This window comes from Leisingera sp. (assembly GCF_982940295.1).
In genome coordinates this window covers 110,223-130,860 of sequence record NZ_CEYXRG010000009.1, presented here as the reverse complement: position 1 = coordinate 130,860, position 20,638 = coordinate 110,223, and the positions used below count along the sequence as shown (strand labels likewise).

Sequence of the window (20,638 nt, the reverse complement as noted above, 5' to 3'; positions counted from 1 at the left end):
GGTGCTTTCCCTCCAGATCAACAGGAGGGGTGGAATGCCGACAGGACGTCTGACCATGCGCGATAAACGAGACGTATTGCGGTTGAAGTTTGCCCAAGGGCTGAGCGATCCAGCAATTGCCACCTCGCTGGAGCTTGGGCAGGGAAGCATCGGGACGCAATAGAGACCTGCCCGGGAAACGGGGGTGAGTTGGCCGTTACCGGTGGGCTTGGACGACGATAGGTTTGAGCTTCCACTTTTCCCGGCATCCCCGACCGTGCCGGAATATTCGCATGAGGTACCGGTGTCTCGGGCCAGGGATCGCGTTGTAGGAGTCGGCGCAAGCATGCTAACCGGATTGGATGAAACAGTGTCCAAATCCTGCTCCCGCAACCAAAAATTCCTGAATAAAATCGGACCATTGAAGCCACCTTCGGGTGGTTCCTTGCGTTTGTGGTATCCAGTCGGTGCTACATCGGTGCTAAGCTCCGCAGCAAACAAGCTCTAGAAAGCAAAAGCGAAGCAGCACGACTCGGAAAACCGGAAACAGCCCCTTGGCGACAACCGTACCAGATACAGCGGGCACCCGAAGCCGACTTAATGAAACTCATTCGGGTTGCCGGCCTGACCTCATGATCGCGCCGTCAAACTGATTCAAGATTTATCTGGCGACCACGCCTGTCGATTTCCGAAAGGGCATTGATGGCCTCGCCAACCACGTCATGAGCAACTTTGAACTCGATCCGTTTTCAGGTGCCTTCTTCGTGTTCCGCTCCGAGGGGCGTGACAAGATCAAGGTGCTTATGTGGGACGGTACTGGCCTGGTTCTGATCTACAAGCGCATCGAAGGCGCTGGTTTCAACTGGCCCAAATTGTCGGATGGGACAATGACCCTGACGAAGGCCCAGTTCGAAGCCCTGTTTGAAGGGATAGATTGGCGTCGGGTTGCCTTTGCGCCCTTTCACCGCCCCGCTCTCTTTCAAAGCCAGCATGCCGATCCCCGAGCAGCCATTTGACGTTTGGCAGGCCGCAAAGCTATGCCCGCGCGCCGATGTAGTCGCTCACCTGACCGGCGGTAACGAAAAGGTCGAGCGGGCGCCCCTGGCTGTCGCAGATGGGTGCAGTTTGGTGTACATACCACCCCTGGTTCGACCGATCAGGCGGCCGCGCCCCCCTTTTTCGCGGCCATGCTGGTCGCTGTGCGGTGGGCTTTGAGATAGGTAGCGTCAATCATCACGGCCTGTTCTTCGCCGTGCCCGGCGGCCAGACCCGCCATCATCCGAGCGAAGATGCCTTTCTCGCTCCAGCGCTTCCAGCGGCTGTATAGAGTCTTGTGCGGGCCATAGGCTGCAGGGGCATCGCGCCATCTTAACCCGTTGCGGTTGACGAAGATAATCCCTCTCAAAACCCGCTTGTCATCGACCCGAGGCTTACCATGCGACTTCGGAAAGAAGGGTTCCAGACGCGCCATCTGCTCGTCGCTCAGCCAGAAAAGGTCAGAGATGTTCACCGCTCGTTTTGAGCACCGTGAATCACGCGGCCAAACGGAAATCAATGGGTCCTGAGCCTAAGCCGCTCCAGCTTCGCGAAGATGCACGCCCAGCAGGATCAGGCCTGGCCAAAGCATATAGGCTTCGATTTCAATATTCTCACCGAATGAGAGCAGCAGCATTGTCATGAGTATTCCCAGCGGCAGGCGGCCTCGCGTGTGTTTTGCTGCATCCGCCATGACAACGCCGATGTGCCAAACAAGCGGAACAACAAGGGCAGCAAACCCGGCAGCCCCCTTGACAAACAGCAGTCCGTACCAGGTGTGATGGCTGCCGATGGGCATGTATTCCACGGCATGGGACCCGGGCTGTACCGTGCCGTGTCCAAACCAGAAGGCTTCGGTCTGCCAGCGTTCACTGGCGATCCGCTGCAATGTTTCGCGGACCCGGGTGCTGTCTGCCCGGGCACCCTTGAACGCGGCCACCGCATCCGCGGCCAGCGCCGCCAAGGTTCCGCCGGTGATTGCCAATGAGGCGGTCAGCCCTGCCGTTACATGCCAGGCCCAGCCGCGCAGGATCAGGGGCATCATGCGCGGCGCAACGGTGCAGGCCACCAGCCCCACCAGACCCATTCGAGACTTTGACGCCAAAATCATCAGGACCCCAGCGGCCACACCGGCCAGCATCCACTTTCGGTTTTTTTCTTCCAGTGCAAACAGCACCATGATGACGCCCAGCAGGGCCGCAAAGGGGGACCAGGGGGCGTAGAATTGCCAACGGGGTGTCCAACTGGCCGGATCATAAGTGAACAGGTAAACGCTGAAATACTCCGGACCCGGCCCGCCAACTGCCTTCAACGGTGACGTGAAGATCTGTTCCGGTAGGCCAAGATAGGGCGCTGCCAACAGGACCGGTGCCAGCGCCAGCGTCCAGGCCCCGATCACGCACTGACCGCGGATCAGAACCTCGCGGCGGATCGGCAGCACCGCGCCAACCAGCGGGAACAACGCCAGCAGCGCCCAGCCCTTGGCCCAGCCGATCGATGACTTGATTGTTTTCTTGAGGCCGAGCCCCCAGTCGAGGTGCCCGATCCACAGGGCCACCAGCATAATGGCCATGCCGATGATCCAAACCCAGATCAGCACCGGAACCGGACCGGTTGCACGCAGGTCGGGCCGGAACGCCGGGCCTAGGTAGAGTGCCAGCACCGCCAGCGTGCCGAGAACCCAGGCAAGAACAGGACCGACGACGTATAGCGCGCCAACAGCGTAGAAGGGCCAGGTCAGCGCCATGGAGCGGTAGATTATCCGCTCTGCCGGGTTTTGCGGGGTCATGCTTGGGCCGCCTTGGGCGCGGCCAGAAGACGGCTGATGACTGCGGATCTGATCCAGCCCAGCACCAGCGCGATCAGCAGCATAAAGGTGGCCGCGGCCCCCGCGGCAAAGGCGATCTTCCGGTCCGGCGAAGAAGGGCGTTCCGGAAGGGACGGGTTTTCAAGCACCTGAACCAGCGGGTAGGAAGCATAAACATCCGATTTCGTCGATTGGGCACGGGCGATGGCAGAAGCAAACACCGCTTCGGCGACGGAAAAGTCGCGCTGCAGATCCTTCAGCCGCGCCGCGCTGGCAGACAGCTGCTGCAGCCGGGTCCGCTCCGACACCAGCCGCTGTGACAGGGTCTGATACTGCCGGGCCGTGCCCATGCGCTCTGCGTCCATGCGCACAAGCTGCGCCAGCAGTTCCGCGCGCGCCCCGTCCGGGGCCAGATCAAGCAGCGCGAGCTGCTGCAGGCCGATGCCGGTGACAGCCGTGGCCCGTTCCATTGCGCTGCTTTCTGCCGCGGCCTGGGCGGCGCGGGCGGTCTGGACCTTCGGATGCCCTTCGCCATAGGAGGCGCGGGACTCGGCCAGTTTTGCTGCATGCGCACCGCTTTCCTCGATAAGGGCCAGGAAATCAGCATCGGCATAGAGTTTCAGGGTTGCTGCCGCGGCGGCGGCGGGAATACCAAGCGTGCGTTCGAGCGCGGCGACGCTTTGCGCCTTTTCCTCGAGCTCGCCTGCCAGGTCCTCGACCCGGCCTTCCAGTTCGCGGGTATCTTCGACCATCGCATCGAATTCATCCCCTGACAGCAGCCCGGAAGACTGTTGCAGTTTCTCGATATCAAAGCGTGTGAGAGCAACCGACCGCTGATATTCATCAATGGCGGCCAGACCGCTGTCTTCGCGGGTGGATTGCTCATCCTTGCGCAGCGCGTCCAGTTCATCGAAGAAAGCCTGCAGCAGAGCGTTGCCGCGCTGCTGGGCGTTTTCTGCGCTGGGGCCCGTCATCTCCACGTGGATGAGACTGGTCTGATCCACCAGCCGAATCCGCGGTTTACCGAAGTCTTGGCGGGTCAGTCCCATTGCGGCGGCAGCCGCGGCAAGGATACGGTCGGCACCGATCAAGCGCTTGTAGGTTTCGGTCGGGCTGACGGAGTTGCTGGCAAAGGCGGAATTGGCATAGGAGGACGCCTGACCGATGCCATTGAGGTTCAACGAGGCCGAGGCACCTGAGCCGGGCAGGATGAGCGACGCATGCGATTTGAATGCAAGCGGTGCGGTTTGCAGGTATCCGTTGATCGGTGCCCAGATCAGTGCCAGCCCAAGCAGCAAGAATGCCAGATAGCGGCGGATGCGGCTGGTATCGCCCAAGCGCCCGCCGACGATGATGCGGCGGAGGGAGATGCCGCGCCAAAGCCGCCGCGGAGCATTAAATTTTCCGGCAAGTTTCTGCAGCATGTCAGTCTCCTTCTACCAGAGACTATGCTGACGCCTTTCCTTCCGCACGTGCGCGCAAGGCTATCCCGATGCGCAACCGTATTCGCAGCTATCCGATGGAGTAGGTTTCTATACTGCACCCCTTGCAGGCAGTCAGAACAGCCCGGCCTCGCGCGCGGCCAGTGCTGCCTGGGTGCGGTTTGCCACTTCCAGCTTCCGGTACAGCGTTTTCATATGCAGCTTCACGGTGGGTTCTGTAATGTCCAGATCGCGGGCGATTTCCTTGTTGGACTTGCCCTCTGTCAGGCCTTTCAGAACCTGAAGCTCGCGCGGCGAGAGTTTTTCCGCCAGGGGGTGGTCCGTTTCCGGGTCCGCCGCGGTCATGAAATCAATGGGGGCATATTGCTCCCCCATCGCCATGAACTTGACCGCATTGATCATCGACTTTGCGGGCAGGGTTTTGGGGACAAATCCGGCGGCGCCGGCCTCCAGCGCCTGTTCTGCGATCTGGCGCGTGGCTGCTCCCGACATCAGGGCAACCCGCTGTCCGTTTCTCATGGCCATCGCCCGCTTGAGGCCCGCCAGCCCGTTCATGCCAGGCATATTCAGATCCAGCAGGATCAGATCAAAGGGATCTTCGGTCTCGATCAGCTTGCATGCCTGATCCAGATCCGCCGCGGTGCTGGTCTTGATGGACCCTTGCCCCTCCAGGAACAGAACAAGCGTGTCGCGCAGCAGGTCGTGGTCGTCGGCAATCAATACTCTCATAACATGCTCCTTGATCCCTTCCACTACACGTACCGCGTGAATGCGGCGCTTGCACGGCAAAAGTCGTGCGTATCCGCCGCAGCTTGGTAAGCATTTGGATAGGTTCTGATCCGGGCGGGTAGGTTTGCACGCCGCAAGGCAAGCCGGGGATGCCATCGGACCTGCAACCTGTCCGCCCGCTCCGTTGAGAGGCAGGGCCGCCTGCAACAGCCTGAGAGCAACCAACGACAGCTCAAGGACTTAGCAGATGACACTTGCGTATCCCTCTTCCAACTTCGGGGCTGGCCTTGCGGTCAACCCCCGCCGCCTGAACACAGTTTACTTGCCTGCTCTGGGCTTCAATCTGGTTGACAGCAGCGCTGAACAGGCTGTTGCCAAGCTGCTGTCGCCTGGCCGCCGGCGCGTGTTCTTCATGAACGCGCATTGCTGCAATATCCGACGCCGCGACCCCCAATATTCGGAGGCAGTCGCCGGGGCGGATCTCCTGCTGCCTGATGGCATTGGCGTTGAACTGGCGGCAAAGTTCACCGGTCATTCGCTGACGGCCAATTTGAACGGCACCGACTTTGTGCCGCAGCTGTTGCAGCGTGCGGCCAGCTTGGGCAAATCGGTCTACCTGTTCGGCGGGCGGCCGGGAGTTGCGGATGCAGCCGCGGGGCGGCTGGTCTATGACATTCCCGGCCTGCGCATTGCTGGCACCCGTGATGGGTATACGGGAGCACAGGACACCAGGGCCGTTGTCGCGGACATCAACGAAAGCGGTGCCGACATCGTGCTGGTCGCGCTTGGCGTGCCAATGCAGGAACTTTGGCTGCACCGCAATGCAGATGACCTGAAGGCCGACCTCACCCTTGGGGTAGGCGCGCTGTTCGATTTTCTGTCCGGCTCGGTTGCACGGGCGCCGGTACTGGTCAGGGCGGCAAGGATGGAGTGGGTTTGGCGGCTGGCGATGGAGCCGCGCCGGATGGCACGCCGCTACCTGAACGGTAACGTTAGCTTCCTGGCCCATGCGGGGCTGGCAGCGCTGCGGCAGAAGCGCCTCGCCGACATCCAGCAGCGCGCACTTGATATCACAGTTGCACTTTCGGCGCTTTTACTGCTGTCACCATTGCTGCTGCTGGCAGCGCTTGCAGTAAGGGCAGATAGCAAGGGAGCGGCGATTTTCAAACAGACGCGGGTCGGGCTGAACGGCAAGACCTTTACCATGTTCAAGTTCCGCTCGATGACGGCAGATGCGGAAACCCGGCGGGCGGAGATACTGAACGTCTCAGACCGGGACGGTCTCTGCTTTAAGTCGCGCCAAGATCCGCGGATCACCCGTGTCGGCCGCTGGCTGCGCCGGACCTCCATTGATGAGCTGCCGCAATTGTTCAATGTGCTGCGGGGCGAAATGTCCATTGTCGGCCCCCGCCCGGCACTGCCGAGCGAAGTTGCAGATTACCCGCCCCGGGCGCTTGGGCGCCTGCAGGTCAAACCGGGCATCACCGGTGTCTGGCAGGTGTCGGGCAGGGCCTCTGTCGGCTTCAAGGAAATGATCGAGATGGACCTCAGCTACATTCAGGCGCGCTCGCTCAAGCTGAACCTCCAGCTCATCCTCAGAACCTTCGGCGCGGTGATTTCCGGCCGCGGCGCTTACTGATCCCACACTTCAGGAGGTATCCAATGACACATATTCGCAAAGCTGTTTTCCCCGTTGCCGGCATGGGAACCCGTTTTCTGCCCGCCACCAAATCCATCCCCAAGGAGATGCTGCCGCTTGTGGACCGTCCGCTGATCCAATACGCGGTGGACGAAGCCCGCGAAGCGGGGATCGAAGAGTTCATCTTTGTCACTGCCGCAGGCAAGGGAGCATTGGAGGACTACTTCGACACTGCCGCCGCTCTGGAAAGCACGCTGGAAGCGCGCGGCAAGACAGCGGCTTTGGCAGCCATCGCACGGACCCGGATGCCGGAAGGCGCCCTGTCCTTCGTGCGCCAAAGTAAGCCGCTGGGCCTGGGCCACGCCGTGGGATTGGCCGCACGCCTGGTTGGTGATGAACCCTTTGCCGTGCTTTTGCCCGATGATGTGATCAGGGCGCCGCGCGGGGCGCTGCGCCAGATGGTGGAGGCGCATGCCGTGAGTCGCGGCCACATGGTGGCAACCATGAAAGTTGCGCGCGAGCAGACCTCTTCGTACGGCATCCTGGATGTCGCGAAGGAAGCCGGAAAACTCGCTCACGCCCGCGGGATGGTGGAAAAGCCGGATCCAGCGCAGGCACCATCAACACATGCCGTTGTTGGCCGCTATATTCTGGAGCCTTCGATTTTTGAGGCTCTCGGGGCCATTTGCCCGGGCGCAGGCGGAGAGCTGCAACTGACGGACGCCATCAACGCGGACCTTCCCTCAGCAGGTGTAACCGGGTTCCGGTTTGACGGCGAACGGTTCGACTGCGGCAGCGTGCAAGGATTTGTGCAGGCGACGGCGGCCTTTGCTCTGGACCGGCCGGAACTGGCCCACGAATTTTCCGGCTTTCTTGCCGGGCGTGTTGCCCCGGTTCCGCAGGCGGCATGAATGCGGGACCTATTCGAAAGGGTAGGCGGGTATCCGTCTAACCTTTTGGCGCCCGCGCCGCGCCGTGTCATATCTGGGTTAACCAGCGAAGGAGGTCGCGCAATGCTTTTTAAAGCGCTCAAGATAGTTGCAATTTCCGTGTTCGCCGCGCAGCCGCTGGCAGCGGGAAATCTGGACCAGCCAGCCGGAGAAGTAGTGCTAACAGTATCTGGCGCGCCGAAAGCGGAAAACGCAGGGGAAGCAGCGCAATTCGATCTGGCCATGCTGGAAAGACTGGGTGCCGTTGAGTTTGAAACGTCGACAATCTGGACGCAGGGCGTGCAGCATTTTGAAGGTGTGCCGCTGAATCATCTGGTTGACCATCTGGGCATCACCGGAACCACGCTGCGGGCCACCGCCATCAACGACTATTCGGTGGACATCCCGCTGGCGGATGCTGTCGAAGGGGGACCGATCATTGCCTTCAAGCTTAACGGCGAGGAAATGTCGGTGCGTGACAAGGGGCCGCTATGGATTGTTTACCCTTACGACAGCAAATCCGAATATCAATCAGAGGTGGTTTATTCCCGCAGTATCTGGCAGCTCGACCGCATCGAAGTGATCGAGTAGCGAGCGCTGAACCCGGCGCTTTTGGCGTGGCTGCCTGCATTTGAGGATTATGGCAATGGGCGGCACACAACGCAGAAAGATGTGGTTACGGTTGTCTGCCCTTGTGCTGCCCGCCATTTTAGGCGTGGCAGCCATTGCCTTTCTGGCGTTGAATGTGTCCCGCGACATCACGCGGCTGAACTCTGCCAGTTCCGACAACATTCAATGGAACCTTTCTCAGACCGAGGTGGAGTTTCTCCAGTTCGAACTTGAACTGGCGCAGGCGCTGCAGGGAAATAGCCCGGATATTCGCAGCCTCCGGCAGAAGTTCGACGTCTTTTTCAGCCGAATACGCACGCTGCAGCAGGCATCCATCTACAGCGAATTGCGCGCAGTGCCGAAGTTCGCGGCCAATCTGGCGACAGTTGCAGCCTTCCTTGACCGCGCCGTCCCTGTGATTGACAGCGAAGAAGGTGCCCTCCCGGCCCTATTGCCTGCGCTGAAACAGAAAACCGGGGCTGTGCGCCCGGATGTGCGGCGGCTGTCCGTATCCGGCCTCAACTATTTCGCTGTGGAGTCCGACTTCCGGCGCGAGGCCTTTTCGGGCACCCTGATGCATTTAGCGATTGCCATTGCCGCGCTGGTGGCAGCGCTCGCTGTGCTTGCCTGTTACTTGGCGGTGCTGAACGCTCAGAACGTGCGGCGCAGGACACAAGTCATCGAAGCCAGTGAGCGCATGAACATTGTGACAAGCACGTCTCTTGACGCGGTGGTCGTGGCGGATACGTCAGGGCGCATCACGGATTTCAACGCCGCTGCCGAACAGATTTTCGGCTATTCCGCGAAAGATGCAGTGGGTTGCGATCTGGGCGAACTGATTGTTCCGGAACATCACCGGGCTGCGCATCAGGCCGGTATGGCCCGCCTGCGCGAAACAGGCGAAAAGCGTGTTGTAGGTAGCGGGCGCTTCAAGCTTGAAGCGAAGCGGGCAAACGGCGAAGTTTTCCCCGTGGAGCTTGCCATCCAGGCGGCGGACACCAAGGACGGGGAAATCTTCATCGCGTTCCTGCGTGATATTTCCAGTCAGGTGCAGGCAGAGGCTGAGCTTGTTCTGGCCCGCGACCGTGCGATGGCCGGCGAGAAAGCCAAAACCGATTTCCTGGCCACCATGAGCCATGAGATCCGTACGCCGCTGAATGGGCTCTTGGGCAACCTGACACTGCTGGAGGAAACACGGCTCAGCGCGCGGCAATCCCGCTACATCCGAAATATGCAGACGTCCGGCAAACTGCTGATGAGCCATATTTCGGATGTTCTGGACATTACTAAATTCGACGCGGGCAAGCTGCGGCTGCACACGGTGGACATGAATATCAGCACTCTGCTGAAGGACATCGTGGACAGCCTAAGCGGTGCAGCGGCGGGCAACGGCAGCACTTTGGAGTGGGGCTGGACAGGGGCGCCGCTCAACTGGGTCCACGCGGATCGGGACCGCATTCAGCACATTCTGATGAACATCGTCGGCAATGCAGTCAAGTTCACAAAAGATGGGCGGATCTCCATCACCGCGCAGGCCAGTGCCGCTGCCGAGGGAAAGACCATCCTGTGTATTTCGGTGCGGGATACAGGTATAGGTATCGATCCGGGCCTACTGCCGCATATCTTCGATGATTTCGCGACCGGAGACAGCTCCTATGACCGGGAAGTCGGGGGAACCGGGCTGGGTCTGGGGATTGCCCAGCGGTTTGTGAAAGCGCTGGGTGGCCGGATCACTGTCGAAAGCACTCCGGGAGAAGGCAGTGTCTTCAATGTCAGCTTCCCTGTTCAGGCCATTGCGGAACCTGAGCCGAAGGGAGAGGCCCGGTTTGATGCGCCCGCCAGGAAGCGAGCAAATGTCCTGCTGGTGGAAGACAACGAGATCAATCGCCATGTCGCCCGGGAGATGCTGACAGCACAGGGGCATTTTGTGACCGAAGCGCACAACGGCCGGGAAGCGGTCGAGATGGCAGAAGAAACTGGCTTTGACCTGATCCTAATGGATATCAGCATGCCGGTCATGGACGGGCGCAGCGCCGCGCGGGCGATCCGGAGCGGTGGCGGCGCGTCAGCGCGCGCGCCGATTATTGCCGTGACAGCAAACGCGATGGCTGAGGAGCAGGAAGCCTTTCTGAAGGACGGCATGAATGATGTGCTGACCAAACCATTGACGCGTGAAGGCCTGTTGCAATTGATTGCAGACCATCCTTCTCCGCCTCCGCCAGCACCGGAAGGTGCTGCGCTGCGGTCGCAGCAGCTAATTGAACTGGAAGAAACGGTTGGTGCCGAGGCGCTAAAACCTCTCCTGAACCGCTTTGCAGCTGAAATGGAAGCCTTCCTCAAAGCCCTAGAGAACGGGCAGGATTTGGCTGCGAACGAAACCGCAGTCGAAGCCCACCGGATTGCCGGCAGCGCCGCGACCTTTGGGCTTCCGGAGCTGCGCAGTGCGCTGATCTGTCTCGAGAAAGCGTCACTCAGCCAGGACTACCAAGCGGCAGAAGACGCGTTGCCCCCCTTGAGGAAGGCCTGGGCCTCCACCAAGCCGGTGCTCAATCTGGCTTAGTAGCTGAAGGCGCCGATGAGGCGGCCGACCTCTCCCAGATTGGTGATTGTGCTGTCATAGCAGGCAATGGCGTCTCCGGGCAGGAGGAAGGGGTCATAATCGTCCCGGTCAGCGCGGCGCAGCAGGTCTTCGATCCTCCGCTCGATGACGACAGACACTTGGGTGACCGGATTGCGGGAGAACAGAACCGAGGAGCGGTGCGCGCTGGTGGCGCGTGCTCCGCCTACACAGTTGGTGTCCACCACCGCCTGCAGGTACCGCGTGCCGTAGGGAAACTCGCGCACCTCGCGGCCAATAGCAGAGAGCGCGTTGCCTGCTGCCGGCTGGGTGAGGTTCGACAAGAACAGTGTCACCCCCGGAGGACTGATGGGGCTGGGCCGCATCAGGTCTTCCTGGAAGCATCCGCGGCTGGGCACATGCACCTGATCGCCTGTCAGCAGCATGATGTCGACGGCGTTCTGGCCTTCGAACACTCCGCGCATGTCCAGCAGGTAGAGGCTGCTGCCGCGCCGCACCTCGACTGCCGAAATGTCCGCATCCGGGCGTACACCGCCTGCCGCACGCAATGCGGCAGACAGGTTGCGGGCTTCGGTCGAGGCCCCCAGTGCGCCCTGCCTGCGGGAATCCACTTCGTCACCTGGCACACCGCCGATTTCCACGGCTTTAGGCTCGAAAACGGCACCCGAAACGCCCACTGTGACCGAGGCAAAATCAGCTGCCCGGACCGACAACCGCGGGCGGTCAGAATAGAAGTCTTCGGCGATCAGTTTCGCGGCAATATCATCCTCGATCTGGATGGCCGTTCGGCCCTGGGCGCGGATCGGTGACAGGAAAGGCAGTTTCAGCGAGCCATCCCTGGAGATGACGTAGTCACCATTGAAGGTCTCATCATCGCCGATGCGCACATTGACCAGATCATTGCGGGTGAACCTCTCACCTGCGAGCGCAGCCTGCGCCGTTCCGGCCCACTTGCCGCCGGTTCCGCCGGCGGCGGGTCGGCACCTGGACTCGTTCATTGTCTGAGACTGCAGGAAACCGGCTTCGCTGCGGGACACCTCCGGTTCACGGTATTGCGCCTGATACCCGTCGCCAGAGGCAATCGGCTCCAGGTTGTCTGGCGGATCTATCTGCGCGCAGCCGCTCAAAGACAAAACCGCCAGAATTGCCGTTCCATTTTTGAGGGGCTTCATCATTCTACTGCTCAAGCGATCACTGCGGGTTGTACCGGTGATACGGAATTCGGCCTCAGCGGTCGAGAGCCCGTTGATATCGCGGCGCTATCCGTTCGGATATGCGACAGTTCTGTTGCACCGTTGCCCTGTCCTGGGGGGCAAGGGACAGCGGGTTCTCACGCCCGGTATGACTTGATCCAACAGCCTTACGGACAGGTCCCTATGCCCCGCACCCTGCAATTTCCCTCCTTCGCAAAGAACCTCTTTGCCTACGGCGCGTCTGAGGCGGCAGCCAAGGTTTCGCGGCTTCTGGTGGTTGTCGCGGTGGCGCGCACGCTCGACCTGGATCAGATCGGCATTGCCGCGGCTGCCCTGGCGGCGGCCGATATTGTCAAGTCGCTGACGGAAAACGGCGTCATTCAAAAGATCATCGCGGCCCCGCAGGCTCAGCTGCAGCAGACCTGTGCCACCGCGCACCGCATTTTCTGGGCATGGTGCGTCGGATTGTTTTTGCTTCAGTCGCTGGCAGGGCTTGTGCTTTATGCCAGCGGCGGCAGCGTCATGCTGCTGGCTCTGGTGCTTCTTCTGGCAGGCGAATACCTGTTCATGCCCGCCGGACTGGTGCAGGCCGGCCTCGCCATGCGGGCAGGAAAGCTGCGCCAGACTGCCGCCATTTCGGGCACGCAGATCGTGGCATCAAACCTGATGTCGGTGGTGCTGGCGCTGCTTTGGCCGTCCGCCCTTGCGCTGGTGCTGCCGCGCCTGCTGACAGCGCCGTTCTGGCTGGTCGCCATGCGCCGCCTGCATCCGTGGAGCCCCGATCCGTCCCAAGGCTATGCGCCGCTGCGCCCGTTCCTAGCCTATGGATGGGCGGTTCTGGGCGTCGAACTGGTCAAGGCGCTGCGCCTGCAGGCCGACAAGGTTATCGTGGGCGCCCTGATGGGGGCAGAGACGCTTGGCCTTTATTTCATGGCCTTCAATGCCGGTCTCAGCCTGTCCAACTCCTTCACCGTGGCTTTCTCCACTGTTCTGTTCCCGCATCTCTGTGCCAGCGCGGACAAGCTGCAAGCGCTGCGCCAGAGCGTGCTGCTGGCAATCGGGATCATCGCACCTGCTGTCATCGCGCAGTCGCTTTTGGCCCCGCTCTACGTCCCGGTCCTGTTCGGAGAGGGTTGGGCAGGCATCGAGGGTGTTGTGTCGATCCTGTGCCTGGTTGCGATCCCGACCACGCTGTGGTCCGCAACCGCGGGCTGGCTGCGGGCAAACGGCAATCCAGGCCAGGAATTCCGGGTCACGCTTGCTACCACCGGGGCGCTGATACTGAACACCTGCCTGCTTGCGCCCCATGGTCTGACAGCGGTCGCCACAGGCTATGCCGTCGTCGCCGCGCTGATGATGACGGGCGCATCGCTGCCAACCCTTTCCAGGGCCTTCCGCCACCGCACCGCAGAGGTTTGAACCATGCCGTATTTCTCCGCAGTCATTCCCAGCTTCAACGCTGCCGCCACGATCCGGGAAACTCTGGCCGGGCTCCAGGCACAAACCTGCACCGACTGGGAAGCGATCGTGATTGATGACGGGTCCACGGATGAGACCCGAGCCCTGGTGCGGGCCGCTGCCGACGCCGATGCCCGGATCCAGCTGGTGCAAAACACCGGGAAAGGCCCCAGTGCAGCCCGCAACCACGGCGCTATGGAGCACGCCGGCGGTGATGTGATCGCGTTCTGCGATGCGGACGACATCTGGCACCCGGATAAGCTGTCGCAGCTCCGTGCGGGCTTCCGGCAGGGGTCCGTCGATGGTGCCTATGGACGGATCGGTTTCTTCCGCGCCAACCCGGCAGATGCCCGCGTGTTTTCAACAGTTCCCGTGCAGGATCTGACCATCGCCATGCTGCTGGGGGAAAACCCGGTCTGCACTATGTCGAACTTTGCCGTGCGGCGCAGGGTCTTTGCGGCGACCGGCGGCTTTGACGAGGCAATGGTCCACAACGAAGACCTGGAGTGGCTGATCCGCCTGGTTGGCGGCGGCGCGCGGGTGACCGGAATTGACAGCCTGCATACCTACTACCGCACTTCCGTTGGCGGATTGTCGACGGATCTTGAGGCAATGCGGGCAGGCCGTGAACAGGCAATAGCAACCGCCGCCGGATTTGGCGTGGTTCCGAGCGCCGCCTCTCATGCTATTCACCACCGCTACCTTGCCCGCCGGGCGCTTCGTCTGAATGGGGCTCCGGCTTATGCGCTGAAACAAGCTGTGTCCGGCATTCTCAAAAGCCCGCGCGGATTTTTCTCCCCGTTCCGCAGGGGCGGCCTGACATTGGCCGGCTCTCTTCTGGCGCCGTTCCTGCCCCGGCCGCTGCGCCGGAACCTGTTTTCCCGTTAACTTTTTCGAGGTTCACAACCATGGCCTTCACATCGATTGTCGTTCCTGCTTTCAATGCCGAGAAAACGCTCGCTGACACTCTTCTTTCCTTGCAGAGGCAAACCTGTACGGAGTTTGAGGTCATTGTGGTCAATGACGGCTCCACAGACACAACCGCCGCGATTGCTGCGGGCTTCTGCAGCGACCCGCGGTTTCGCGTGGTTCACCAGAAAAACCGCGGCCTTGCTGGAGCGCGGAACGCGGGTATTGCTGGCGCACAGGGCGATGTGGTGGCGTTTTGCGACGCAGACGACATGTGGGAGCCGGGAAAGCTGGCCCGCCATATCAGCCATCTGGAGGCCAAGCCCCATGTAGGCGTAAGCTATGCGGGATCTGCTTTCATCTCGGAAGATGGCGCCCTTACGGGCCAGGCGCAGCGGCCGCGGCTGCAAAACATTGATGCCAAACACATTTTCAAGCGCAACCCGGTCGGAAACGGTTCTGCGGCCGTGATCCGGCGGGCAGTGTTTGACGAAATTGCCTTCCGGCCCCGGTCTGAATCCGAGCGCGACTGGTATTTCGACGAGACTTTCCGCCAATCCGAGGACATCGAATGCTGGCTGCGGATCGCATTGACGACCAACTGGGCGTTTGAGGGGATCCCGGGCCTGCTCACACGCTACCGGATCAATTCAGGCGGGCTTTCGGCGGCGACAGACCGCCAGCTTGCCGCATGGGAGCGGATGGTTCGCAAGCTTTCTCAGTTCAACCCCAAGTTTTTTGCGGAAGAAACAGAAGCGGCGCGGGCATATCAGCTCCGCTACCTCAACCGTCGCGCCATCAGCGATCTGGACAGCCGCCGCGCAGTACGTCTTGCCAGGGCGTGGCTCGCCTGTTCCCTGCGGCCGCTTTGGGAGGAGCCGTTGAAGTCCGGCGCAACCTTGGCGGCGACTGCGCTGCTTGCCGTGACCGGGCCGAAGGCTTTGCAGAAAACAATGGACCTGGCCGCACGGGCACACCGGACGGAGGCAATGTCATGACCGTTATCCGCGTAACCCACCTGGTTGATGACACCACTGCAGGCGGTGTGATGCGCGTCGTCGGCCACATGATGACAACGCCTGATCTTACGCGCGAGACTGATCACAGTTTGCTGGAGGTGAAACGGAACAGGCTTTGCATAGGGCGGGTGGAAGCGGATGTGATCGTTTCGCATCTTGCGATCAGCTGGCGCCTTCTACCCTTGCTGGCTGCCTTGCGTGTCTTGAACCCCGCTGCACGGCTTGTTCATGTCGAGCACAGTTACACCAAATGCTTCACAGCTCTGAATGTCAGGCGGAAACGGCGGTTCGGTGCTCTCCTCAAGCTTTCATATGCCCTGTTCCACGATGTCGTTGCCGTCAGTGCCGCGCAGGGTAAGTGGCTGAGGGATGAAGGTTTCGTGCGGCCGGACGCTCTGCATGTCATTCCCTCCTGCGTTGATCTGTCTGCTTTTCGGGAACTGGCACCGCCAGAGGTCGCGGTGAAAACAATCGGCGCCATTGGACGGCTGGAACCGCAAAAGGGGTTCGATATCCTGATCAAGGCTTTCCGCGAACTCAGCGACCCCAACCTTGCCCTTCATATCTTCGGGCAAGGGGCGGAGGAGAAGCGGCTCCGTGACCTCGCCGCCGGTGATCCCCGCATACGTTTCAAAGGCTTTTCTTCCAATCCGGTGGCAGCCATGGCCGGTCTTGACGCGGTTATGATGCCTTCGCGATGGGAGGCCTACGGGCTGGTTGCAATTGAAACCCTGGCAGCGGGACGCAGGCTGCTTGTCAGCAACGTCGATGGACTTACGGATCACTTGCCCCATGGAGCCGCATTGGTTGACGGCGCAGGAATTAAACCCTGGCAGAGCGCACTAGAGGAGCTTTTTGCAGCACCACCGCGCCCCCGCGGGCCAGGGCACGCTCACAACTACGAAAGACATTTTTCCGACTGTTGGAGAACGCTGTTTTTGTCTCCTGACATTGCTTCACAGTGAAAGAGTTCACCGGCGGGCTGTGTTTTTGAGCGCAGAGAGTTAACGGCACGGATCTGAGAACGCTTCGTCAGCTTCGATCTGGCCGGCGCGTGTTCTAGGTTCCCGAAGAGTGGAGCCTGCCGACCTACCGGCGGCGCCCCTGCCTGAACGGTGCTGCCCGCACCCAACGATTTGCCCAGCGGAACACCTCTGGCCGATGCATATTCTGTGTACATTTCCGACTTCTTAGAAGGCCCGCGCTGACGCTTCTGTTAAAGGCTCTCGATTCTTAGTCGCCTGATCTCAGTTTCAATCGTGCTCCGAAGTGGAGCAAGGTCGGGTTTTGCAGGCCGCCGTGCAACACTTTCTGCGTTCCCTCAAAACCGGCTTTGGGTTGGCATAACTCGCGCAAATTCGCTGCAACTGCAAATTGCTGCAAATGCTAGATCGGTAAAGTGGGCTCTGACAGGGCATTCGCCGCACTAGGCGTGAAAGACGGCAGGCAGCCCAAAGCGGCCGTAGACCGAAGACCCTGGGCCAACGATGCTGCGCGTGCGAAACATCTGGATCTCTTCCCGGAAGCGGACCCGCGGCAGGGCTAAGCTGCCTCATGTGATGCTGCGGTATGCGCCGGGGGCAGCGGAGCGCAGAATGCACCCTTTGCAAATCCATGCCTGTAGCCAGATCAGGCCGCAATTTTCGCCGTGCTGCCGCGACCGAAAACTGCCGCACGTCGAGGGCGCAGCGTGAAGCTGGCATCGCGTGACCAGGCGGCCGGACGAAGCTGCTGATGAGGGTTTGCCGGATCCTGGGCTTGTTCTGAATTTACCAGTCTTATGTTACATCTAGTTGATTAAGCCATTTGGAGGCTGACAATGAAGCTAGAAGAGACGGACTTCATCGAATTGGGAAGTGGCGAAAAGGTAATCCTTATTCACTCAAGTGTTGCAGGTGCAAAACAATGGCGGCGCCTGATGGAGACGCTTGCTAACGATTTCCATGTCATTGCAATCAACCTGTTTGGCTATGGCGATACCCGGTCATGGGAAGTTGATGGCACACAACGACTGGCGGACCACGCTAGGTTAATCGAACCCCTTTTGCCGAAAGGAGCTGTCAAGGTTTCGATCGTTGGACACTCATTCGGCGGCAGTGTTGCGATGATGGCTGCTGCTATGTTCAAGAACAAAGTTCACCGTTTGGTCCTCATCGAGCCTAATCCATTCTATCTTCTGGAAAAATCAGGACGGTCCGAAGCTTACCAAGAAGCGGTCATTTTGCGGGATACGATCAAGTCCAATGGGAAATCCGGGGCATGGGAAACCGCCGCTGAAGTGTTTGCGGATTATTGGACCGGCGCTGGAAGTTGGGATGCTATGCCTGATGATCGAAAAGCCAAATTCGCACGCGCTTTAGTTCCAAACTTCCATGAATGGGATGCGGTGATGAATGAGGTAAAGTCATTTTCTGAATGGCAGAGGGATTTGCCCAACGATACGACTGTTATATCAGCAAGTGATACGGTCCGGTCCATTCGTGAGATAGTCGAGCTGATGGAAGAGCATATTCCTGAATGGCACTTCAAGCAGATTGAGCACGGTGGTCACATGGCAGCGATGACCAAACCGGATGTAATTAATCCGATTGTCCTAAGTGCCTTAACTTAGGGACTAATTGGGCTCACTGCCGCCATGCGGCGGCAGTGAGCCCGTACCGGATCTCTCGAGTTTCTTCTGCATGCGCGCACATTGCCGGTTTTCTGCACGCGCGCAAATTCTCGTTTCGCGGCACAGCGGGAGATCCGGCCATTCATGAATCACGCAGCAACAATGAAAGCTCAAATTCACAGAATGCGGGCCGAAGTATGAATTCGCTATGACTGCCCGGATGGCCGCTTTGCTCAATCACACCTCACCTTTTCGATTTCTGAGGGAGACGTCCAGGCCCACATAGGTCATCGGACGACTGTTTGCCGTCATGTTTTCAACCCTTTGGTCAGGCGTTCAAAACCAGCATAGGACGTGAAGCGGCGGAGTATTGTTACGCCATGTCACCCTCTTGGGCGGAACGCGCGGCCTGGATCCTTGAGCTGCGGTTGCTTGCAATCCAACCCAAGTTGCCGTTTTCGGGACCGCCCCACCTGAACCTCATTACAGCCAAATGACGCAATTAACGCGGCGTAACCCGATGAGCGAACCGCGAACCAGGGCCAGGAGTTCGCACCATGGTATTGATTTTTTACGACATTTTTACCGCGGAAAGATGCTCTGCATGCTTACCTTGTTAACAATTGAGTAGCCTTCCCCGGGCTAAGGAGTGGAGTTGCGGAAAACCGTGGTTTTGGAGCGTTAAATTGAAACTTGATTATTTTGCACGCATTGGCAGCTTGACATTGCTAAGCCTCGTGCCGTCCTTCGGATTCGCGTTCACGAACGCAGATGCTGGCTACAACAATTACTACACAGGCAGTAATGGATGCGCTATTGATTCATATATTGATGCCAATCTCGAAAACGGGTATGTCTCCGTAAATTTAAGTTACGTTGCGGGCGGGGCGTATTTCAGCGCAGGCTCAATTGATAACGGTGCCCCCGCAATAACCGAAAGTGCCATCGCCGGCTGTATTGGGGCAAACGTATCGCATATTTCCAATCTGGTTCAGAATGGCGCCGACGGGACCTTTGCAGACGACACCTACATGGGTTTCTCCTTCACCCTCGCGGAGGACGCAGACGGCCTTTCTGTGGGCAATCACGAATTCAGCACCAACGGCCACACCACGACACCACTGACCGACACCACCGCCCCGGTCCTGACCGCGCCGGCCGATCAATCCGCGAATACCGACACCGGCACGGCTACGGCCTCGCTTGACGTGACGTCGCTCGGCTCCGGCAGTGACGACACCGACACTTCCGTATCAATCACCTACGCCGCAGGCGGGACCACCCTCACCGGCGCTTTTGACTTCCCGATCGGCGTCACCACGGTCACGATGAACGCCTCCGACGCCGCGGGCAATGCTGCCACCGAGGTGAGCTTCACCGTAACCGTCACGGATGCCGAGGCCCCGGTGCTCACCGCCCCCGCCAACCAGACCGCCAACGCGGATGCGGGCGCGGCGGTCGCCTCGCTCGATGTGACCGCGCTAGGGTCGGTTGCGGACAACGCTGGCGGGACCCCCACGATCACCTATGCGGTGGATGGCACCACGCTCACCGGCGCCTACGACTTTCCAATCGGGGAAGCCACGGTGACAATGAACGCCTCCGACGCCGCAGGCAACGCCGCCACCGAGGTGAGCTTTACAGTCACAGTCAGCGACGCTGAGGCCCCGGTGCTGACCGCACCCGGCAGTCAGACCGCCAGCACGGACGCAGGCGCCGCAACCGCGTCGATTGACGTGACCGCGCTCGGCTCCGTGGCGGACAACTCGGGCGCGACGCCCTCGATCACCTACGCCGTGGACGGCACCACCCTGACCGGTGACTATGACTTCCCCATTGGAGACACCACCGTCACGATGAACGCCTCCGACGCGGCAGGCAATGACGGCACCGAGGTAAGCTTCACCGTCACCGTCAGCGACGCTGAGGCCCCGGCGCTCACTGCCCCCGCCAACCAGACCGCCAGCACAGACGCAGGCGCCGCAACCGCGTCGATTGACGTGACCGCGCTCGGCTCCGTGGCGGACAACTCGGGCGTGACGCCCTCAATCACCTATGCGGTGGATAGCACCACCCTGACCGGTGCCTTTGACTTCCCCATTGGAGACACCACCGTCACCATGAACGTCTCCGATGCGGCTGGCAACGCCGCCGCCGAAGTCAGTTTCACCGTCACCGTCAGCGACGCCGAGGCGCCGGTCCTCACCGCGCCCGGCAGTCAGACCGCCAGCGCGGATGCAGGCGCTGCCACCGCTTCGATTGATGTGACCGCGCTCGGCTCCGTGGCGGACAACTCGGGTGTGACGCCCTCGATCACCTACGCCGTGGACGGCACCACCCTGACCGGTGCCTATGACTTCCCCATTGGAGACACCACAGTGACCATGAACGCCTCCGACGCGGCAGGCAATGCCGGCACCGAGGTAAGCTTCACCGTCACCGTCAGCGACGCTGAGGCCCCGGTGCTGACCGCGCCGGAAAACCAGACGGTCCAGGCCGCTGCGGGTGAAGCCAGCGCCTCTCTCGACGTGACCAGTCTGGGATCCAGCGCGGACAATGCGGATAACACAGTTGCCATCACCTACGCGGTGGACGGCACCGTGCTGACCGGCACCTACGACTTCCCGGTGGGCGAGACCACGGTGACCATGGACGCCACCGACAGCGACGGTAATGCGGCGGTGCAGGTCAGCTTTACCGT

General features: G+C 60.5%; 16 protein-coding genes and 1 pseudogene. 12 read left to right on the top strand and 5 right to left on the bottom strand.

Features of this window, described 5'->3' with window-relative positions:
- Positions 1 to 34: 34 nt before the first annotated feature.
- Positions 35 to 163: a hypothetical protein gene (locus AC4HIX_RS10630; protein ID WP_490398960.1), complete on the top strand. Its 129-nt coding sequence runs from the start codon at positions 35 to 37 to the stop codon at positions 161 to 163.
- 475 nt (positions 164 to 638) lie between these two features.
- Complete coding sequence (gene tnpB, locus AC4HIX_RS10625; protein WP_490398982.1) at positions 639 to 995, top strand: IS66 family insertion sequence element accessory protein TnpB; 357 nt, start codon at positions 639 to 641, stop codon at positions 993 to 995.
- 22 nt (positions 996 to 1,017) lie between these two features.
- Here tnpB and AC4HIX_RS10620 read toward each other — a convergent pair.
- The 4 genes and pseudogenes from AC4HIX_RS10620 to AC4HIX_RS10605 all read right to left on the bottom strand — a co-directional run.
- Positions 1,018 to 1,483 (bottom strand): annotated as a pseudogene (locus AC4HIX_RS10620) (IS5 family transposase); the annotation flags it as partial.
- Between the two features lie 63 nt (positions 1,484 to 1,546).
- A complete protein-coding gene (locus AC4HIX_RS10615; protein WP_490398959.1) occupies positions 1,547 to 2,803 on the bottom strand; it encodes an O-antigen ligase domain-containing protein in 1,257 nt (418 codons plus the stop codon).
- The gene (locus AC4HIX_RS10610; RefSeq protein ID WP_490398958.1) at positions 2,800 to 4,245 is read right to left on the bottom strand and encodes a GumC domain-containing protein; all 1,446 of its coding nucleotides are present in this window, start codon (positions 4,243 to 4,245) and stop codon (positions 2,800 to 2,802) included. The genes AC4HIX_RS10615 and AC4HIX_RS10610 overlap by 4 nt, the downstream gene beginning before the upstream one ends.
- A gap of 132 nt (positions 4,246 to 4,377) precedes the next feature.
- Positions 4,378 to 4,992, bottom strand: a complete 615-nt coding sequence (locus AC4HIX_RS10605) for a response regulator (protein WP_019296427.1) — start codon at positions 4,990 to 4,992, stop codon at positions 4,378 to 4,380.
- 247 nt (positions 4,993 to 5,239) lie between these two features.
- Between AC4HIX_RS10605 and AC4HIX_RS10600 the strand changes: the two genes are divergently transcribed.
- The 4 genes from AC4HIX_RS10600 to AC4HIX_RS10585 all read left to right on the top strand — a co-directional run bounded on the left by AC4HIX_RS10600 (position 5,240) and on the right by AC4HIX_RS10585 (position 10,729).
- Positions 5,240 to 6,631, top strand: coding sequence for a WecB/TagA/CpsF family glycosyltransferase (locus AC4HIX_RS10600; RefSeq protein WP_490398957.1), 1,392 nt, complete (start codon positions 5,240 to 5,242; stop codon positions 6,629 to 6,631).
- 23 nt (positions 6,632 to 6,654) lie between these two features.
- Positions 6,655 to 7,542 (top strand): UTP--glucose-1-phosphate uridylyltransferase, encoded by an 888-nt coding sequence (locus tag AC4HIX_RS10595; protein ID WP_490398956.1) that lies wholly within the window; start codon positions 6,655 to 6,657, stop codon positions 7,540 to 7,542.
- Between the two features lie 102 nt (positions 7,543 to 7,644).
- Positions 7,645 to 8,151: a putative pterin-binding protein gene (locus AC4HIX_RS10590; RefSeq protein ID WP_490398955.1), complete on the top strand. Its 507-nt coding sequence runs from the start codon at positions 7,645 to 7,647 to the stop codon at positions 8,149 to 8,151.
- 55 nt (positions 8,152 to 8,206) lie between these two features.
- Complete coding sequence (locus tag AC4HIX_RS10585; RefSeq protein ID WP_490398954.1) at positions 8,207 to 10,729, top strand: hybrid sensor histidine kinase/response regulator; 2,523 nt, start codon at positions 8,207 to 8,209, stop codon at positions 10,727 to 10,729.
- Here the strand turns inward: AC4HIX_RS10585 and AC4HIX_RS10580 are convergent.
- Complete coding sequence (locus tag AC4HIX_RS10580) at positions 10,726 to 11,922, bottom strand: polysaccharide biosynthesis/export family protein (protein ID WP_475046209.1); 1,197 nt, start codon at positions 11,920 to 11,922, stop codon at positions 10,726 to 10,728. The two genes, AC4HIX_RS10585 and AC4HIX_RS10580, sit on opposite strands and share 4 nt — an antisense overlap.
- Positions 11,923 to 12,123: 201 nt before the next feature.
- Between AC4HIX_RS10580 and AC4HIX_RS10575 the strand changes: the two genes are divergently transcribed.
- The 6 genes from AC4HIX_RS10575 to AC4HIX_RS10550 all read left to right on the top strand — a co-directional run.
- Positions 12,124 to 13,359, top strand: coding sequence for an oligosaccharide flippase family protein (locus AC4HIX_RS10575; protein ID WP_475046208.1), 1,236 nt, complete (start codon positions 12,124 to 12,126; stop codon positions 13,357 to 13,359).
- Between the two features lie 3 nt (positions 13,360 to 13,362).
- On the top strand, positions 13,363 to 14,286 hold the full coding sequence (locus tag AC4HIX_RS10570; RefSeq protein ID WP_475046206.1) for a glycosyltransferase family 2 protein: 924 nt from the start codon (positions 13,363 to 13,365) through the stop codon (positions 14,284 to 14,286).
- Between the two features lie 20 nt (positions 14,287 to 14,306).
- Positions 14,307 to 15,305, top strand: coding sequence for a glycosyltransferase family 2 protein (locus AC4HIX_RS10565; RefSeq protein ID WP_490398953.1), 999 nt, complete (start codon positions 14,307 to 14,309; stop codon positions 15,303 to 15,305).
- Positions 15,302 to 16,291 carry a glycosyltransferase gene (locus AC4HIX_RS10560; protein WP_490398952.1) on the top strand — a complete coding sequence of 330 codons (990 nt, stop codon included), beginning with the start codon at positions 15,302 to 15,304 and terminating at the stop codon, positions 16,289 to 16,291. The genes AC4HIX_RS10565 and AC4HIX_RS10560 overlap by 4 nt, the downstream gene beginning before the upstream one ends.
- A gap of 854 nt (positions 16,292 to 17,145) precedes the next feature.
- The gene (locus AC4HIX_RS10555) at positions 17,146 to 17,937 is read left to right on the top strand and encodes an alpha/beta fold hydrolase (RefSeq protein ID WP_490398951.1); all 792 of its coding nucleotides are present in this window, start codon (positions 17,146 to 17,148) and stop codon (positions 17,935 to 17,937) included.
- Between the two features lie 1,031 nt (positions 17,938 to 18,968).
- A partial coding sequence (locus AC4HIX_RS10550) for a beta strand repeat-containing protein (protein WP_490398950.1) occupies positions 18,969 to 20,638 on the top strand: 1,670 nt, incomplete at its 3' end.